11 protein-coding genes are annotated in these 16,177 nt (G+C 46.7%); 9 read left to right on the forward strand and 2 right to left on the reverse strand.

Annotation, left to right across the window (positions count from 1 at the left end):
• The first annotated feature begins 28 nt into the window (after positions 1–28).
• The 6 genes from iolE (at position 29) to PGW97_RS18265 (ending at position 7,758) form a co-directional block, all read left to right on the forward strand.
• Positions 29–919, forward strand: coding sequence for a myo-inosose-2 dehydratase (gene iolE, locus PGW97_RS18240; protein ID WP_273860368.1), 891 nt, complete (start codon positions 29–31; stop codon positions 917–919).
• Positions 920–1,015: 96 nt separating this feature from the next.
• Positions 1,016–1,780 carry a sulfite exporter TauE/SafE family protein gene (locus tag PGW97_RS18245; protein WP_217392473.1) on the forward strand — a complete coding sequence of 255 codons (765 nt, stop codon included), beginning with the start codon at positions 1,016–1,018 and terminating at the stop codon, positions 1,778–1,780.
• Between the two features lie 447 nt (positions 1,781–2,227).
• Entirely contained in the window at positions 2,228–3,214 is a 987-nt protein-coding gene (gene iolG, locus PGW97_RS18250; protein WP_047884645.1) for an inositol 2-dehydrogenase, read from the forward strand.
• Positions 3,215–3,327: 113 nt separating this feature from the next.
• Complete coding sequence (locus PGW97_RS18255) at positions 3,328–5,025, forward strand: solute:sodium symporter family transporter (protein WP_047884644.1); 1,698 nt, start codon at positions 3,328–3,330, stop codon at positions 5,023–5,025.
• Positions 5,026–5,173: 148 nt separating this feature from the next.
• The gene (locus PGW97_RS18260) at positions 5,174–7,036 is read left to right on the forward strand and encodes a DUF294 nucleotidyltransferase-like domain-containing protein (protein ID WP_273860369.1); all 1,863 of its coding nucleotides are present in this window, start codon (positions 5,174–5,176) and stop codon (positions 7,034–7,036) included.
• The gene (locus tag PGW97_RS18265) at positions 7,033–7,758 is read left to right on the forward strand and encodes an exonuclease domain-containing protein (protein ID WP_273860370.1); all 726 of its coding nucleotides are present in this window, start codon (positions 7,033–7,035) and stop codon (positions 7,756–7,758) included. Before PGW97_RS18260 ends, PGW97_RS18265 begins: the two co-directional genes overlap by 4 nt.
• On the opposite strand, the gene PGW97_RS18270 is transcribed toward PGW97_RS18265, so the two are convergent.
• Entirely contained in the window at positions 7,749–8,603 is an 855-nt protein-coding gene (locus tag PGW97_RS18270) for a MurR/RpiR family transcriptional regulator (RefSeq protein WP_047884641.1), read from the reverse strand. The two genes, PGW97_RS18265 and PGW97_RS18270, sit on opposite strands and share 10 nt — an antisense overlap.
• Positions 8,604–9,054: 451 nt before the next feature.
• On the opposite strand from PGW97_RS18270, the gene PGW97_RS18275 reads away from it, so the two are divergent.
• The gene (locus tag PGW97_RS18275) at positions 9,055–9,888 is read left to right on the forward strand and encodes a MurR/RpiR family transcriptional regulator (RefSeq protein WP_047884640.1); all 834 of its coding nucleotides are present in this window, start codon (positions 9,055–9,057) and stop codon (positions 9,886–9,888) included.
• Positions 9,889–10,216: 328 nt separating this feature from the next.
• Here PGW97_RS18275 and PGW97_RS18280 read toward each other — a convergent pair whose 3' ends face one another.
• Entirely contained in the window at positions 10,217–11,389 is a 1,173-nt protein-coding gene (locus PGW97_RS18280; protein ID WP_273860371.1) for a Gfo/Idh/MocA family protein, read from the reverse strand.
• A 679-nt stretch (positions 11,390–12,068) separates the two neighbouring features.
• Between PGW97_RS18280 and PGW97_RS18285 the strand changes: the two genes are divergently transcribed.
• Together PGW97_RS18285 and PGW97_RS18290 are read left to right on the forward strand one after the other, a co-directional pair.
• Positions 12,069–13,580, forward strand: coding sequence for a CoA-acylating methylmalonate-semialdehyde dehydrogenase (locus PGW97_RS18285; RefSeq protein ID WP_273860372.1), 1,512 nt, complete (start codon positions 12,069–12,071; stop codon positions 13,578–13,580).
• 324 nt (positions 13,581–13,904) lie between these two features.
• On the forward strand, positions 13,905–16,001 hold the full coding sequence (locus PGW97_RS18290) for a prolyl oligopeptidase family serine peptidase (protein WP_273860373.1): 2,097 nt from the start codon (positions 13,905–13,907) through the stop codon (positions 15,999–16,001).
• Positions 16,002–16,177: the final 176 nt, after the last annotated feature.

A 16,177-nucleotide genomic window follows, 5' to 3' on the forward strand; every position in this document is an offset into this window, starting at 1 on the left:
CACTATTTATGGATTAAGGAGTATCACAATGGCTGTTCAACTTGGAATCAATCCTCTTACCTGGACTAACGATGATCTGCCAACTCTGGGCGCGGAAACACCGTTGGAAACTTGCCTGACGGAAGGTAAACAAGCCGGTTTCGCTGGCTTTGAGTTAGGTAATAAATTTCCGCGTGAAGCAAGTGTGTTGGGACCAATTTTGGCAAAGCATGATTTGAAACTGGTATCGGGCTGGTATTCGCTGGAATTGCTGACACGATCTGTAGAAGAGGAAATTGAGGCAGTACAGAGCCACTTGACCCTGTTGCGTGAATTGGGTGCGACCGTCATGGTGGCTTGCGAAGTGACCAACTGTATTCATGGGGCACAGGAGACACCCGTGCACCTGCGTCCTGAGTTTCCGGCAGAGCGCTGGGAGGAGTACGGTAAGAAACTGACAGAGTTTGCTCGTTACACACAAAGCCAGGGAGTGCAAATTGCCTATCATCACCACATGGGAACAGTGATTGAAACGGAACAAGACGTTGATAACCTGATGAAGCACACTGGTCCGGAAGTGGGATTGTTGTTAGACACGGGGCACCTGACGTTTGCTGGTGCTGATCCGATTGCGGTCGCTGAACGTTGGGCAGAACGTATCAATCACGTTCACTGTAAAGATATCCGGGCGGATGTATTGGCCGACTGTAAGAACCGTAAGTTGAGCTTCTTAAATTCTGTCTTAAATGGTGTGTATACCGTGCCTGGTGATGGTTGCATTGACTATCCAGCGGTGTTCAAAGTGCTGAAAGCGGCGAACTACAGTGGGTGGTTAGTTGTAGAAGCTGAGCAAGACCCAGCTGTGGCTCACCCGCTTACATACGCCACAATGGGGTATAACAACCTGCATAAATTTGCCTCAGATGCTGGTCTGCTGTAAAAGGGCGACAATTTGAACTGTGCATGAAAGCGCCCGTATGGGCGCTTTTTTATTATTTCTGAACGTTGAACAATCTGTATATCCGGTGGGGGAAAAATGATAGTGACTGACCCATGGTTTTATGTCGCAGCGGTTCCCGCGGTATTGATTTATGGTATCGGAAAAGGTGGGTTGGGTGGGGCTCTGGGCATTGTGGCCGTCCCTCTGATGGCGTTGACCATTCCCCCTGTGCAGGCCGCTGCCATCATGATGCCCATTTTGTGTGTGATGGATTTTTTCGCCGTGCGGGAGCACTTTCATCATGCAGATCGTCGTCAACTCAAACTCATGCTGCCGGGATCAATCATTGGCGTTACACTGGCTGGGCTACTGATGGGGTATGCATCTGAAAATGTGCTGAAGCTGCTGATTGGCTCTTTATCACTTTTGTTTTGCCTACAGTACCTCCTGAATCGTGAAAGTAAACCAACTCGCTCTAGCGGCTGGAGAGGTCTTGGTCGCGCTGGATTCTGGAGTCTATTGTGCGGGTTCTCCAGTACCACCATTCATGCCGGAGGAGGACCCGCCAGTATATATTTGCTGCCACTGAGGTTGGAGAAAGTGACCTTGATAGCCACTATGGCAGTGCTGTTTGGCTTGATTAACCTGGCAAAATTAATCCCTTTCACTGTATTAGGTAAGTTTGACACAACGAATATGCTTACTGCTCTGGTCCTGATCCCCCTCGCTCCTATAGGTGTCAAACTTGGGATCTGGTTACTGCATCGGGTGAGCCAAATCTGGGTATATCGACTGTGTTACGTATTTCTTTTTTTATCCGGCATGAAATTGTTCGCTGATGGCATGATAAGCGAGCTGTAACCTTCAGTGTTCTCGGTGAAATACATTTTTACGTTGTATTTCTCTTCTCATCTCTTCTTATCTTTACCTCGCTTATTATATTTTGAAACGTATGATTCAGTTTGGCGAACTTATTGTTGTTTTTGTTCGTCGATAAACGGTTCTTCGGTATCCAAATTTCCCTCTACTCTCAATGTTTTTGTGATGTTTCACATTGATTTATTTTCAATCTCTGAATTTATTGAGAATTTTGTTACACAGCAAGCAAAAATGAATATTTCGTTTTTGTTTTTCATGAAATAAAAATTTCTTGTGGTATATTTTTTCTATCAACTGATGCATCACCAGCATTCATATGTAATGAAGTGAGTTCAGCGCGGTTCAGCCTATGGCATAGCTGTCTGGCACTGAGAGGAGCCGGTGATGAAACGGACAACACAAACTGGGTTCTGTTTAAAAGGAGTAGTTATGTACAACATCGCATTGTTCGGCGCAGGGCGTATTGGGCAGGTTCATGCTGTGAATATCGCAGATCATAAGGAAACTCAACTGTATTCTGTCATTGACCCATTCTCTCAAGGAACCGCAGCGCTTGCAGAAAAATACGGCGCCAAACAACAGAGTACTGAAGAGGCTTTGGCTGATCCAAATGTACACGGTGTGCTGATTGCGTCAGCAACGGATACACATGCTGAATTGATTGAATTAGCTGCGAAAGCCGGTAAAGCCATCTTCTGTGAAAAACCTGTTCATCTGGACATTGAGCGAGTTCGCAGTTGCCTGGCTATCGTCGAACAGTATCAGGTTCCGTTGTTTGTCGGGTTTAACCGCCGTTATGACCCTCAGTTCAGAAAAGTACGTGAAATGCTGAGTGCGGGTAGTATCGGCAAAGCAGAATCGTTACTGATCACCTCTCGTGACCCATCTCCACCACCTGCCGAATATGTAAAAGTATCTGGTGGCATGTTCCGAGACATGACCATCCATGATTTTGATATGGCGCGTTTCATTATGGGGGAAGATCCTGTCTCCATTTATGCTCAGGGTAGTAATTTGGTTGACCCTGCAATTGGCCAGGCCGGTGACATTGATACCGCATTTATTGTGATGAAGTTTCCTTCTGGTGCAATGGCAACAATCACCAATAGTCGACGTTCTGGTTACGGTTATGACCAGCGTATTGAACTGCATGGTGAAAAAGGGCTGCTGACTGCGAAGAACATTCACGAAAATGCTGTTGAGCAATGGGGCGAAGCTGGCTGTGTGGCTGCCAAACCAGAGCATTTCTTCCTGCAGCGCTATGATGCTGCATATAAAGCAGAATGGACACATTTCGTCGATGTGTTGGCTGGCCGCGCACAACCAGAATGCAGTGGGTACGATGGTGAACTTGCGTTATTGATGGCTGATAAAGCCCTTGAATCGCTGAAGACCGGTAAAGAAGTCAAATTATAACTCTATCAAGCGGGCTGCTTTTCGTAGCTCGCTTTTTATTTTGCTATCCAATAACACCAGTGCCAACGGATTCTGGCTCTGGAAAAGCGTGTAATACAAAGTTTGGAGGTATCATGCTAGCTTTTCTTTCGTTTGTTGGGTTTACCTTGTTTGTGGCAGGGTTTGCCTACTATAAAACACGAAATGCGCACCTTACGGATTCAGCCGAAGGTTATTTTCTGGGAGGTCGTTCTCTGACGGGCGTATACATTGGTGGCTCTATGCTTCTGATGAACCTGTCAACTGAACACTTGGTGGGGTTGAATGGGCTGTCATTCCGAACCGGTTTTATAGTGATGGCGTGGGAGGTAATGGCTGCGATGACCATCGTGCTGTTTGCGATGTTCTTTCTGCCGCGTTACCTGAAATTAGGTATTTCCACTATACCGGAATACCTTGAAAGACGTTTTGATAAGCAGACTCTGACCATTACTTCCATCCTTTTCCTGAGTATGTATGTCATCTCGCTGTTACCTATCGTGCTCTATACCGGTGCAATTGCACTGGAGAGCTTGTTCCAGGTTTCTCATGTATTCAACGTCGATAAAGATACGGCAATGTGGATCATGGTATGGGGTGTTGGTGGTATGGGGGCGCTGTATGCCGTCTTTGGTGGGATCAAGGCGATCGCTGTAGCTGATACGATCAACGGGGTAGGGCTGATTACCGGTGGTTTGATGGTGACGCTGTTTGCGCTGGCCTACGTCGGTGATGGAAATGTATGGTCTGGCCTTCTCGAGGTGTATGAAAGTAATCCTGACAAGTTTAACTCGATTGGTGACAAAGACTCATTGGTTCCTTTCTCGACGCTGTTTACCGGGCTGATCATTTCCAATATGTTTTTCTGGTGTACTAACCAGTCGATTGTACAAAAAGCGCTGGGAGCGAAAAACCTGGCGGAAGGCCAGAAAGGGGTATTGCTGTGTGCGTTCTTCAAGCTGATGATACCTTCCATTATCATCCTGCCCGGCATTATCGCGTTCCATGTGTTTCAGGGACAAATTGATAACCCTGATCATGCTTATCCGAACTTGGTACAACTGGTTCTGCCTGAAGTACTGGTGGGTTTCTTCGCCGCTGTGGTTGTGGGGGCGGTTTTCTCTACATTCAGTGGTGGCCTGAATTCATCCGTCACGCTATTTACGGTCAATATTTTCAAAAAATCACTAAAGCCTGACGCAACAGAGGCACAAACCGTGAAAGTCGGTAAGTTCCTTGGGTTGGGATTAGCTCTGGTATCAATGATTGTTGCTCCATTGGTAGCGAATGCCCCGGATGGCCTGTTCTATCTCATTCAACAGCTACAGGGTATTTTCAACTCGCCAATTCTCAGCGTGGTGCTTGTCGGCCTGTTAACGAAGCGTGTGCCAGCAATTGCTGCCAAGCTGGGTCTGGTCTTTGGTATGTCAGCGTATATTCTGTTCAATTTTGTCATCAAGATTGATATTCACTTCTTCCATTTGGTCGGGATGTTGTTTGTCATCAACGTTGTCTTCATGTTGGTCGTTGGCTACTTCTATCCACAAGAAGCGTATCAAGAAGTGTATACCGAGCAAGTTAATATTGAACCTTGGTCTATGTCCCTGCCTGTGTCGGTTCTTATCACGCTTGGTTCTGTCTCAATGTACATTTACCTTGCGCACAATGTTCCGGGGTGGCTAATGACGGGTTACTACGTGTTGGCAGCTTCTGCTCTCGGCTATGTGTTCTGGTCTATCGGTCGAGAATTGATGAAAAGCCCGCGTCTTGCTGCTCGAGCACAAGCTGATTAAATCGTGCTGAAACATGACACAGCCATGAAACTGAAACCCCGGTGAGCTCTGCCGGGGTTATACCGAAATGACCTTGTGCTGAATTGTCTGCCGAACCAGGCTCGATGAGAAAGCAAAGGTCATTTCGGTATATGCGAATGGAAATAATATGGAACAGTCACTTTTACCGAATATATTTGATTACCTTTCCACTGTAGATCCTTTTGACCACCTCACCCCTGCAGCACGTGATGCTCTCGCGGCATCAGTCGATATTCTTTACCTTATGAAAGGCGATGAGCTGGCAGGGCAAAAAATCGTCGGGCAGGGGCTTTTTATTGTCCGTCTTGGGGCCGTAGAGCAATGTAACCCCGATCGGTCACTCAGAGCTCGGCTGGCCGATGGTGATCTCTTTGGTTTTAGCCAGTTACATAAAAGCGAGCACTGTGACTATACCCTGACCGCAATTGAAAATACTTTGCTGTACCGAATTCCAAAGCAAGTCTTGATGCAGCTGATTGAGGAAATACCAGCTGTTCGGGATCATTTTGCTTCGCAGGAATCAGTGCGGTTGGCAACGACCGCCACCATGGCGGAAGCTGCAGATGAAGCGTTGTATCTAAAGCCAGTCAGAGACGTTGCAAACACAAATATGGCCTTGGTTTCGGCGTCTACTTCCATTCATGAGGTGGCGAAAACCATGGTTGAAAAGCACCGTTCAAGTGCCTTAGTGATGGATGGCGATAAGCTGCTGGGTATAGTGACTGATCGGGATATGACCAAGCGAGTCATTGTTGAAAACATTCCTCTAACCTCACCGGTTGCTGTGGTGATGACATGTGATCCACAGGTAATCGATGGGGAATCGTCGATGATTGAAGCCATTGAATCTATGATGCAGCATAATGTTCGCAGCTTACCGGTGATGGATAAAGGGAACGTCATCGGGGTATTGACTGCGACTAGTCTTGTGGAAAAAAGTCAGGTTCAGGCTGTTTTTCTTATTAGCCGTATATACCGTCAGGAAAGCCTGGAAGACCTTAAAGCGTTGATCCCGCAACGACATGCTGTATTTGAAACCCTGGTGGATACGGGTATGCACTCCCGATCAGTACAGCAATTAATGACGTTGGTGGCGGATGCGTTTAATAAGCGGCTGTTGCAATTGGCCGAGCGTGAACTGGGGCATGCACCAATACCCTATGCCTGGTTTGTTGCAGGTTCTCAGGCTCGAAATGAAATCCACAACCTGTCTGATCAGGACAATGGCTTAATTCTTGCAAGACAGCCTGATTCGGAAGAAAAAGAGTATTTTCGTCGTCTGACTGAGTTCGTCTGTTATGGTTTGGCAGAGTGTGGCTATATTCTTTGTCCGGGACATATGATGGCGACCAATCCCAAGTGGTGCGTCTCTCTGGAGCAATGGTTGGAGTATTATCGAGACTGGATCATTCACCCGGATTCTCAGGGGCTGTTAAATATATCGGTATTTCTGGATGTTCGTTTTCTGTTTGGCCAACAGGAACTGGTAGAAGCGCTTCAGCACAAGCTAACAGCTTATATACGGGGGAATCAGCGTTTTTTGGCGATGTTGGTTGCCAACTCTTTGCGGGTACATCCTCCTCTGGGAATGTTTCGACAATTTGTGTTAGCAAAAGATGGCGAAAACCGCAGTGTCTTTAATATAAAGAAGCAGGCTGTAAATTTATTGGTTGAACTGACTCGAATTTATGCGTTGGCTGCGGAGAGTCAGGAAACAGAAATGTCGAAACGTCTTGAGGCAGCAGTTAAAGGGGGAATAATCAGCGCTGCCAGTCAGCAAGAGCTGATTGAGGCGTGTAATTTTATTAACCAAGTTCGTTTTCGCCATCAACGCTTAGCACATGAGCGTGGTGAGCCAGCCAGTAATAATATCGCTCCGTCCCTGCTTACGCAGTTCGAGAGAAACCACCTTAAAGATGCATTCAGAATTATTTCTCGTTATCAGGAAGCGGCACAACAGCGGTTTCATGCGAAAGGAGTGTTACGATGATAAAACGATTATTTCAGTCCTTTCATCCACTGGAGCAGTTGGAGAAGCAACGCATGTTTGAATGGTCGAAAGGAACCGTCCCAGATCACCTGAAGCCTCTGTATCAAACGCCGATCCCTCCCCCTGATATATCGTTTGAAGACCTGGAACTGGTGGTGTTGGATTTCGAAACGTCTGGTCTTGACCCTGATACTGACGCGATTTTGTCCGTAGGGATGGTAGAGATACGTCAGCAAATATTGTCGTTGTCGACAGGCAAACATTACTATTTGCTAGCCGCTGATGCGGTTAAACCGGAATCGGCGGTGATAAACCATATTGTACCGGAAACGTTAGCTGGGGGAATGACCGAGCAAGAATGTGTCAGTACTGTGGTGGCTAACTTAGCGGGTAAAGTGGTTGTTGCACATGGCGCTGCCATAGAGCAAGCCTTCTTACGACGAGCATTTCGATTACCGCAAGACGTGCCGCTTCCCCTTGTCTGGCTTGATACCCTTATGCTGGAAAAGTCACTCTCTGTTAACAGAGGGAAAAACAATCCAGACCTCAGGTTATGCCATATTCGTGAAGAAAAAGGGCTGCCGCCATATTTGGCCCATAATGCTCTGGCTGATGCTGTGGCGACCGGTGAATTATTGCTGGTACTGGTCAGGGAAGTCTTTGCCGGAAAAACCCCAGTGCTGGGGCCTTTGGTACAGCGTTCGCTGAAAGGTTATGCCTGAGCGGGCAGTTTGTCGTGATTGGCTTGTTGCTTGAATATCAGCGCAACGGCTAATGCCTGAACCAGGCATTGTGTGGCCGACAAAGAACGGAATGCATCAACCTGAGCCTCTTTGACCACAAAGCACACATCACTGAAGGAGGCCAATGGACTGATCTGGCTATCTGTCAGAACAATTTGTTGGGCCCCTTTCGTTGCTGCTATGGTGCTGGTGAGTATCGTTTCTTCCGCATAGGGAGAATAGCTAATTGCAATGACGGCATCATTGGCGTCAATCATACTAATCTGCTCTTTGAACATGCCACCGGTCCCGTCGACCAGTGATGCTTTTCGGTCGAGGTGGCGTAATGCGTAAGTGAGATAAGAAGCGATCCCAAACGAACGTCCTAATCCAACAACATAGATATGTTTTGCTTCACTCAGAATATCTACGGCTTTTTGTAGGTCTTTGGGGGGAATGTGGGTTGCGAGTCGTTCCATTGCTAAGGTATTGGCTCGGGTAAACTCATACAGAATATTTTCGGGACGCTCGTTAACCGTTTGATCTCCCTCAAGCTGACGGAAAAGACTGGCTCTTTCTGAGTAGCTTGACGTTTCTTCAATCAGGTTTAGCTGAAAAATTTGTTTTATTTCGTTAAAGCCACTGAAGCCAAATGCATTGGCAAAACGAATTAATGTTGAAGGAGGCACGTTAGCCTCTTTGGCGATAGCCGCTACGGTGTCAAAGGCCACACTATTCGGGTTATCAAGAACAAACCCTGCGACCTCTTGCAGCCGTTTGCTCAAGCTGGGGTAACGCTGCCTGATCGTATTTTGAAGCTGACTGAGGTTTGACACGTTACTCATACATGACTCACTTGAAACTTTTATTTCATTTATTATCGTTAAAGTGAAGGTTGGAAGCAATTGTTTGAAATGAAAATTCCATCAAGGTTCACGATTGTATGAATAATTTAAGTTGTATGTCGCCCAATTATTACAATAAGTCAGTATGTAGACGCAGTGAAGCGTTCAGAGCTCTCAGAAGCAATACCCAGTTGCTTGAGAATAAAAACGTTATTTGAATGACAAATAGCAACGTGTCTTGAACATAGAAACCTTTCTATCAGTATTTATAAGAAGTAAGGAAAAAATGTATCAAGCCGTCTATGGATAATTCCCCGCTTAGGTATGCCGGTGGTGCGGCAGTAAAGGGTTGAATGTTTACATTACTTGCGACCTATATCTGGAAAAATCATTTCATATAAGAATGAAAAGTTAATACAATGAGTCAGGTACGCCTATTGGGGAGCTTTATATGGATGCTGCTAACAGTCTGACTGAACTGCAAGAGCAAATTCGTGAAAAATATGACGATTTAAGTAAGCGGTTACAGCAAGTTGCTGGCTATGTTCTTGATAACACGAACAGTGTAGCCTTTGATACCGTTGCGGTTATTGCACAACATGCTGAAGTACCGCCCTCGACATTAATCCGTTTTGCGAATGCGTTTGGATTTAGCGGATTCAATGAAATGAAACAACTATTTCGCCAAAACTTGCTCGAGGAAACTGCAAATTACACAGATCGTATACGTCTTCTGAAAGAGCTGGATGATGATACCACCCCTCCAGAGCAACCTATTGATATCCTTCAGGCTTTTTCCAGGGCAAATGCTCAGGCGATGCAGCAACTCGCCGCACAGACGGAGCCTAAAAAGCTAGATTTGGCTGTAGATATTCTCAGTCATGCAGAGAATATCTACCTGATTGGTCTGGGCCGCTCGTTCAGTGTGGCTTCTTATTTGACGTATGCGCTGCGTCACCTGAATCGTCGCGCTTTTTTGATTGATGGCCTTGGCGGTATGTTTAAAGAGCAAATCAGCATGATTGGCTCTAATGATGCTGTCATTGCTGTCAGCTTCTCCCCATATGCCAAAGAAACGTTAATGCTTAGCGAGGTGGCGTCACAGCTGGGAACCAAGCAAATCATTATTACTGATAGTCAGATAAGTCCACTGGCCTCATTCAGTGATGTGTGCTTTGTGGTTAAAGAAGCACAGGTTGATGCTTTTCGATCGCAGGCTGCTTCTTTATGTCTGGCGCAAACATTGGCGGTGTCGCTGGCGTTCAGAGATGGGAACAGTGAATAAGTCTACTGACTGAGGTAATGCTTGCTGGTTGAACATTGCCAGGCTTCTGGGGGAGAGACGATCAGGTTTTTCACTCCAGTGGGTGGAATAATAGAAAAAAGCGCCTGACATAGTCAGGCGTTTCTGTATTCGGGTACTTTGCTAAGGCTGATTTAACATTCCCATGCAATGATCCACTCACTCAGAGAAAAACGAAAGGACTTTAAAGATAGAGCCAGCAAGGCCTGAATTGTATAGTCAGGCTTGCCTGAGGTTTGGATATACTGCCGCTTTCGGGGGAACCGGCGGTATCTCCGGATTGAGTCTTCATTGCAGCGTTGAGCGAAACTTAAAAGTTAACCCAAGCTGAGTGATTGTCTGCAGACTCAACACACTTCTCGCATAAGCGTACACCGTTAATGCCGGCATCAATCCCTGGTATCCAGACATTGTCGACTGTGGCCTGATCGTTACGCTCAGTGGCGTTAAACACAAGTGCGAACCGGTGATACAGGTTCGCCCAAGATTCAAAATATCCTTCTGCATGCCCACCACCAATATGGCTGGCCGCAACGCCTTCGTTATCTTGATACAGGTAGCCCATGCCACGATCCAGAATACGTGGTGCCTCTCCCTGAATTTCGTAACGCAACTGGTTAGGGTGCTCATCCCACCACTCAATAGATGCTTTTGAGCCAACAACGCGAATTTTTTGTTGATGCATTGATCCCGCATTAACCGCTGAGGCCCATAGCGTTCCAACTGCGCCGCCTTCAAACTCCATCATGACGTGTGCATTGTCTTCTAATGGTGCGCGAGACGGAATAAAACTTTGACGCATACAAGACAGGCGGTTGACCTGCATGCCGGTGATCATCTCGCAAAGATAAAAAGCATGCGTGCCAATGTCGCCAATCACATAAGTGGGGCCTGAAACTTCAGGGCTAACACGCCATTTAAGGCCCGGCTCTTTTTCTTCATAGGCTTCATTATGAAAACCGTGAGCAAATTGCATATTAACGACGCGAATGTCTCCTAAATCACCCCGGGCAACCATTTCTCTGGCCTGATGGATCATTGGAAATCCGGTGTAACCATACATTACGCCAATGACACGCTGCTTTTCTGCTGCTAATGTTTTTAACTCTTCAGCTTCAGCAGAGGTGAATGTTATAGGCTTTTCACAAACAACATGCAGCCCTGCCTTTAATGCAGCTTTACAGATCTCATAATGAGTAGAGTTCGGTGTTGCGATTGAGACTGCTTGAATACCGTCTTCACGTTGTGCCTCGGCTTCAAACATCGCTTGGTAGTTTGGGTAACAACGCTGTTCCTCAAGGCCAATATTGATCCCAAACTCCTGACAGCGGGCAGGATCTAAATCAAAGGCACCAGCCACTAATTTGAACAAGCCATCACGCTGAGCGGCATTGCGATGAGAATAACCAATCTGGCTGCCTCTGCCACCACCAACCATGCCCCAGCGGATAGGTTGCTCGAATCGACGTTCTTCATTAAACATATTGAAATCTCCGTGACTGTACCGTGTGTTCGAATGTGTTCACAACATTGCTTTTGGCATTTAAAGCTGGTTGTAACGGTATCGATAAGATGGTTGCAATATAGCCTTCCAACCCATCTTTGTGAAATAAATATTTCATCAAATGTGATTTTGGAATGGTTTTGTATTGGAGAGATGGGGAAAAGTTGGCTGGGAAAGGTGACTAAAGTGGATTCTCCCTTACTCGTGAGTTCTTGTTTTGTTGTTTGTTTATCAGTTGGTTATATCTATTTTAGTGTGATCATTAAACGATGCGGAGCCAAGTCACATTTGCGTGGGTGTTTACAGCTAAACAGTAAGGTATTTTTGTGGAATTTATCTTTCACAAAGTGACTTTCTGGTGGTTGCACAGTTTGATGTTCCTGTTGAGGGTTATCCCTCATAGTATCGTTGATTTCAGAACAGATGTTTCGTGTTTTGTGAAGTTAAATTGATTATTGGTTGCTCTATTCGTTTTGTTTTATGTTGATTATGAAATGAATATTTCGTATATTAATTTCAGGTTGTGGCCTGAGACGGTTTGTCTTTGTCGCAGAGTGAATGAAGTGAGTATTCAAACAGCTTACGGTTTGGTAACCACAATGGCTCAAGGTCATGCTGGGCTGCTTGGAAGCTAGAATAGTGAATTAGGAGCGAATAAATGGAAACAGTTCAGAACTTTATCAACGGTCGAATCAGCGAAAGCCATACCCAGCGTTTTTCTCCGGTATTCAATCCTGCGACCGGAGAGCAGACCCGCCAGGTTGTGCTAAGTTCTGCTGAAGAGACAGCGGAAGCCGTTACTGCTGCGGATAAAGCTTTTCTGACTTGGGCAAAAACCTCACCGCTTAAGCGCGCACGTATCATGTTTAAGTTTAAAGCGCTGCTGGAAACGAATATGGACAAGTTGGCTCGCTTGATCTCAAGTGAGCACGGTAAAGTCTATTCTGATGCGGTGGGCGAATTGACTCGTGGCCTGGAAGTTGTTGAGTTTGCTTGTGGTATTCCTCATCTGCAAAAGGGAGAGCATTCTGCCAATGTCGGTACTGGTGTTGATAGTCATTCATTAATGCAACCGCTGGGTGTGTGTGTGGGAATTACCCCCTTTAATTTCCCTGCAATGGTACCGATGTGGATGTTCCCAATTGCGCTGGCAACCGGGAATACCTTCGTTTTGAAACCTTCTGAGAAGGATCCATCTCTGGGTATTGTTCTGGGTGAGTTGCTGAAAGAAGCCGGCCTGCCAGATGGTGTTTTCAATGTGGTAAATGGCGACAAAGAAGCGGTCGATGTGCTTCTGACTGATTCCCGTGTACAGGCCGTCAGTTTTGTTGGCTCTACACCGATTGCGGAATACATCTACTCAACGGCTTCTGCGCACGGAAAACGGTGTCAGGCTCTGGGTGGCGCAAAAAACCACTGTATTCTGATGCCGGATGCAGATTTGGACATGGCTGCTAATGCGATCATGGGTGCAGCCTTCGGTGCGGCAGGTGAGCGTTGTATGGCATTGTCAGTAGCCGTCGCTGTTGGTGATGAAACCGGAGACAAGCTTATTGCGAAACTCCGCAAACATATTGATGCCATGCGTGTTGGGCCGGGAATCGTCGATGGTCCGGAAAATGATATGGGGCCGGTGATTTCAGCTCCGCATAAGGCGAAAATTTGTGATTACATTCAATCGGGTATCGAGCAAGGTGCCACTCTGCTGGTCGATGGTCGCAGCTTGTCTGTTCCCGGGTATGAGAACGGGTATTTTGTGGGGCCGACCCTGTTTGACAATGTTTCCCCAGCGATGACGATCTACAAAGAAGAGATCTTTGGACCAGTGTTGGCTGTTGTACGTGTACCTGACTACCAAACTGCGCTGGAGCTTATCAATCATCACGAATATGGTAATGGCACGGCCATTTTTACACGTGATGGTGAAACCGCACGTCAGTTTAGCGAAGATGTGTGGGCAGGCATGGTAGGTATTAACGTGCCAATTCCTGTACCAATGGCGTTTCATAGTTTTGGTGGCTGGAAACGCTCTGTATTTGGCCCGCTCAATGTTCACGGTAATGACGGTGTACGTTTCTACACGCGCATGAAAACCGTGACCAGTCGCTGGCCAGCAAGTGTTCGTTTGGAGCAGCACACCAGCTCATTTACCATGCCGACCATGGATTGAGCAGAGACAAATTCATCGCGTCTCGCATGGTCCTGTTACCCCAGTCAAATGACTGGGGTTTTTCTATGTGCAAGATAATATGCTGGGTATCCAAGAAAGCTCTTGGTTGCCTGTTTATCAGTTGCGAAGCCTCGGTTGCAACGTTCGAAAACCTAAATCACCTTCACAATGAACGGTTGCTGTAATAGCATGTCCAAGGATAAAAATGCCATTAGTTATCTGATTTATAAGATGAAGTAACAGATTATTCTGGTGGGTATATTATTTTCCAATAGGGAATAAATAAGGAGTGTTATTTCCCAATAAGGAATGGCATGGAATGTTATGACAGACATGAATAAAAAAGTATTAGCCGCCACTGCGGCTGCATTGGCGGTGACGGCTGGTGCAGCGCAGGCAGTAGAGTCAACAGATCCGTTTCTGTGGCTTGAAGATGTTGAAGGCAAGCAGGCACTGGCGTGGGTAAAAGCCCAGAACGACCAGACTATCGACTACCTGAAAAAAGTGCCTTCTTATAATGAGTTTTATCAGGATAGCCTGACGATACTGAATTCTCAGGATCGCCTTGCGTATCCAACCCGCCGCGGAAATTACTATTACAACTTCTGGCAGGATGGTACTCACGTTAAAGGGGTATATCGTCGAACCAGCCCGGAATCCTACCGTAAAGCCGACCCTGAATGGGAAACCGTGATTGATGTCGATGCCCTGGCAAAAGCAGAGAATCAGGATTGGGTCTTCAAAGGACTGGATTGCTACGCACCCGATTATAAACGTTGTATGGTGGCGTTGTCGCGGGGTGGGGCTGATGCAACGGTTCAGCGCGAATTCGACCTTGATACTAAACAATTTGTCACTGGTGGATTTGAACTGCCGGAAGCGAAAAGTGGTGTCACCTGGCTGGATGAAAACCACCTGCTGGTTGGCTCCGATTTTGGGGAAGGTAGCCTGACCGATTCCGGTTATCCTCGAGTACTGAAGCTATGGAAGCGCGATACGCCACTGTCAGAGGCGAAAACACTGTATGAGGGCGAACAATCGTCTGTTTCTGTGGGCGCATACATCCTGCGAGACAAGCATCAACGTATTACGTTAGTGCGTGAAGGACTCACTTTTTACACCAATAAAACCTTCCTGTTGGAGAACGGGACGTTAAAACCCCTATCGTTGCCTGAAGACAGCGATATTGGGGGGTATTTTAATGGTGATCTGTTTATTCATCTAAAAACCGATTTGCAACAACAAGGCCAGGTGCTAAAGCAGGGGAGTATTATTTATGCGCCCGTTGCTGCGTTGGTTAAGGGTAATCCAGTCTTTCAGGTGCTGGCGACGCCAACTGAACACGCCAGCATCGAGTGGCTTAACTTTACCGCCAATCATGTGGTTGTGAGCTGGCTCAAGGACGTTGTCAGTCAGGTGGAAGTGTTCTCGTTGACACCAGAGAAAACCTGGCAATCTAAAGTGATTGAGATTGAAGACAACGGCAGTTTGTCGGTATTCAACACGTCGGCTGAACATGATGACTTTTTTGTCGATTTTTCAGGTTTCCTGACACCGCCGTCTATTTATCAGGTGGATGCGGCGACCCATAAGGTGACGGCGCTGAAATCGACGCCAGCGAAGTTTGATACCCGAGATATGTTGGTGGAGCAGCATTTTGCGACATCGACTGACGGGACGAAAGTGCCGTACTTTGTTGTGCGCAAAAAATCACTGGCTCTCAATGGTAAAAACCCGACCTTGTTGTATGGCTACGGCGGATTTGAAGTTAGTCTGAACCCTTATTACAGCGCACTTACCGGGAAAAACTGGTTGGAAAAAGGCGGTGTGTATGTGCTGGCGAATATCCGTGGGGGCGGTGAGTATGGCCCTGGCTGGCATTTGGCCGCATTAAAACAAAATCGCCATAAAGCTTATGAAGATTTTGAAGCGGTTGCGGAAGATCTGATTGCCCGGAAAATCACCTCTTCAGCGCATTTGGGTATTCAGGGCGGCAGTAATGGTGGTCTTCTGGTTGGTGCTGCTGTGACTCGTCGCCCGGCGCTTTACAACGCGGTGGTATGTCAGGTTCCGTTGCTAGATATGAAACGTTTTAACAAACTGCTGGCTGGTGCAAGTTGGATGGCAGAATACGGGAACCCGGATATTGATAATGAGTGGGAATATATCCGAACATATTCGCCATATCACAATGTGAAGAAAGACGTGTCATACCCGAAAGTCTTCTTTACGACTTCAACCCGTGATGATCGGGTGCATCCGGCGCATGCCCGTAAGATGGTTGCACTGATGCAATCTCAGGGACATGACGTGATCTACTTTGAAAACATGGAAGGCGGTCATGCCGGGGCGTCCAATAATAACAGCCGTGCCGATATGTATGCACAAATCTACAGTTATCTGGCCGATCGTCTGATGTAATGTAGCGCGTGTTTAAAAATCGGGTGCGGCTACCGCAAAAAGAGAATACGCTGAACGGTGATACGTCCAGCATGAGAAGGCCTGTCAATACAGGCCTTTTTTATTGCATTTGACCCGCCAAGAACAGAAGGCCGTTTTACATCGTTCTTGCTGCACCAGAGTGCCAGTTTGATGCC

The sequence above is a fragment of the Photobacterium sp. GSS17 genome (assembly GCF_028621875.1).
Taxonomy (GTDB): Bacteria; Pseudomonadota; Gammaproteobacteria; order Enterobacterales; family Vibrionaceae; genus Photobacterium; species Photobacterium ganghwense.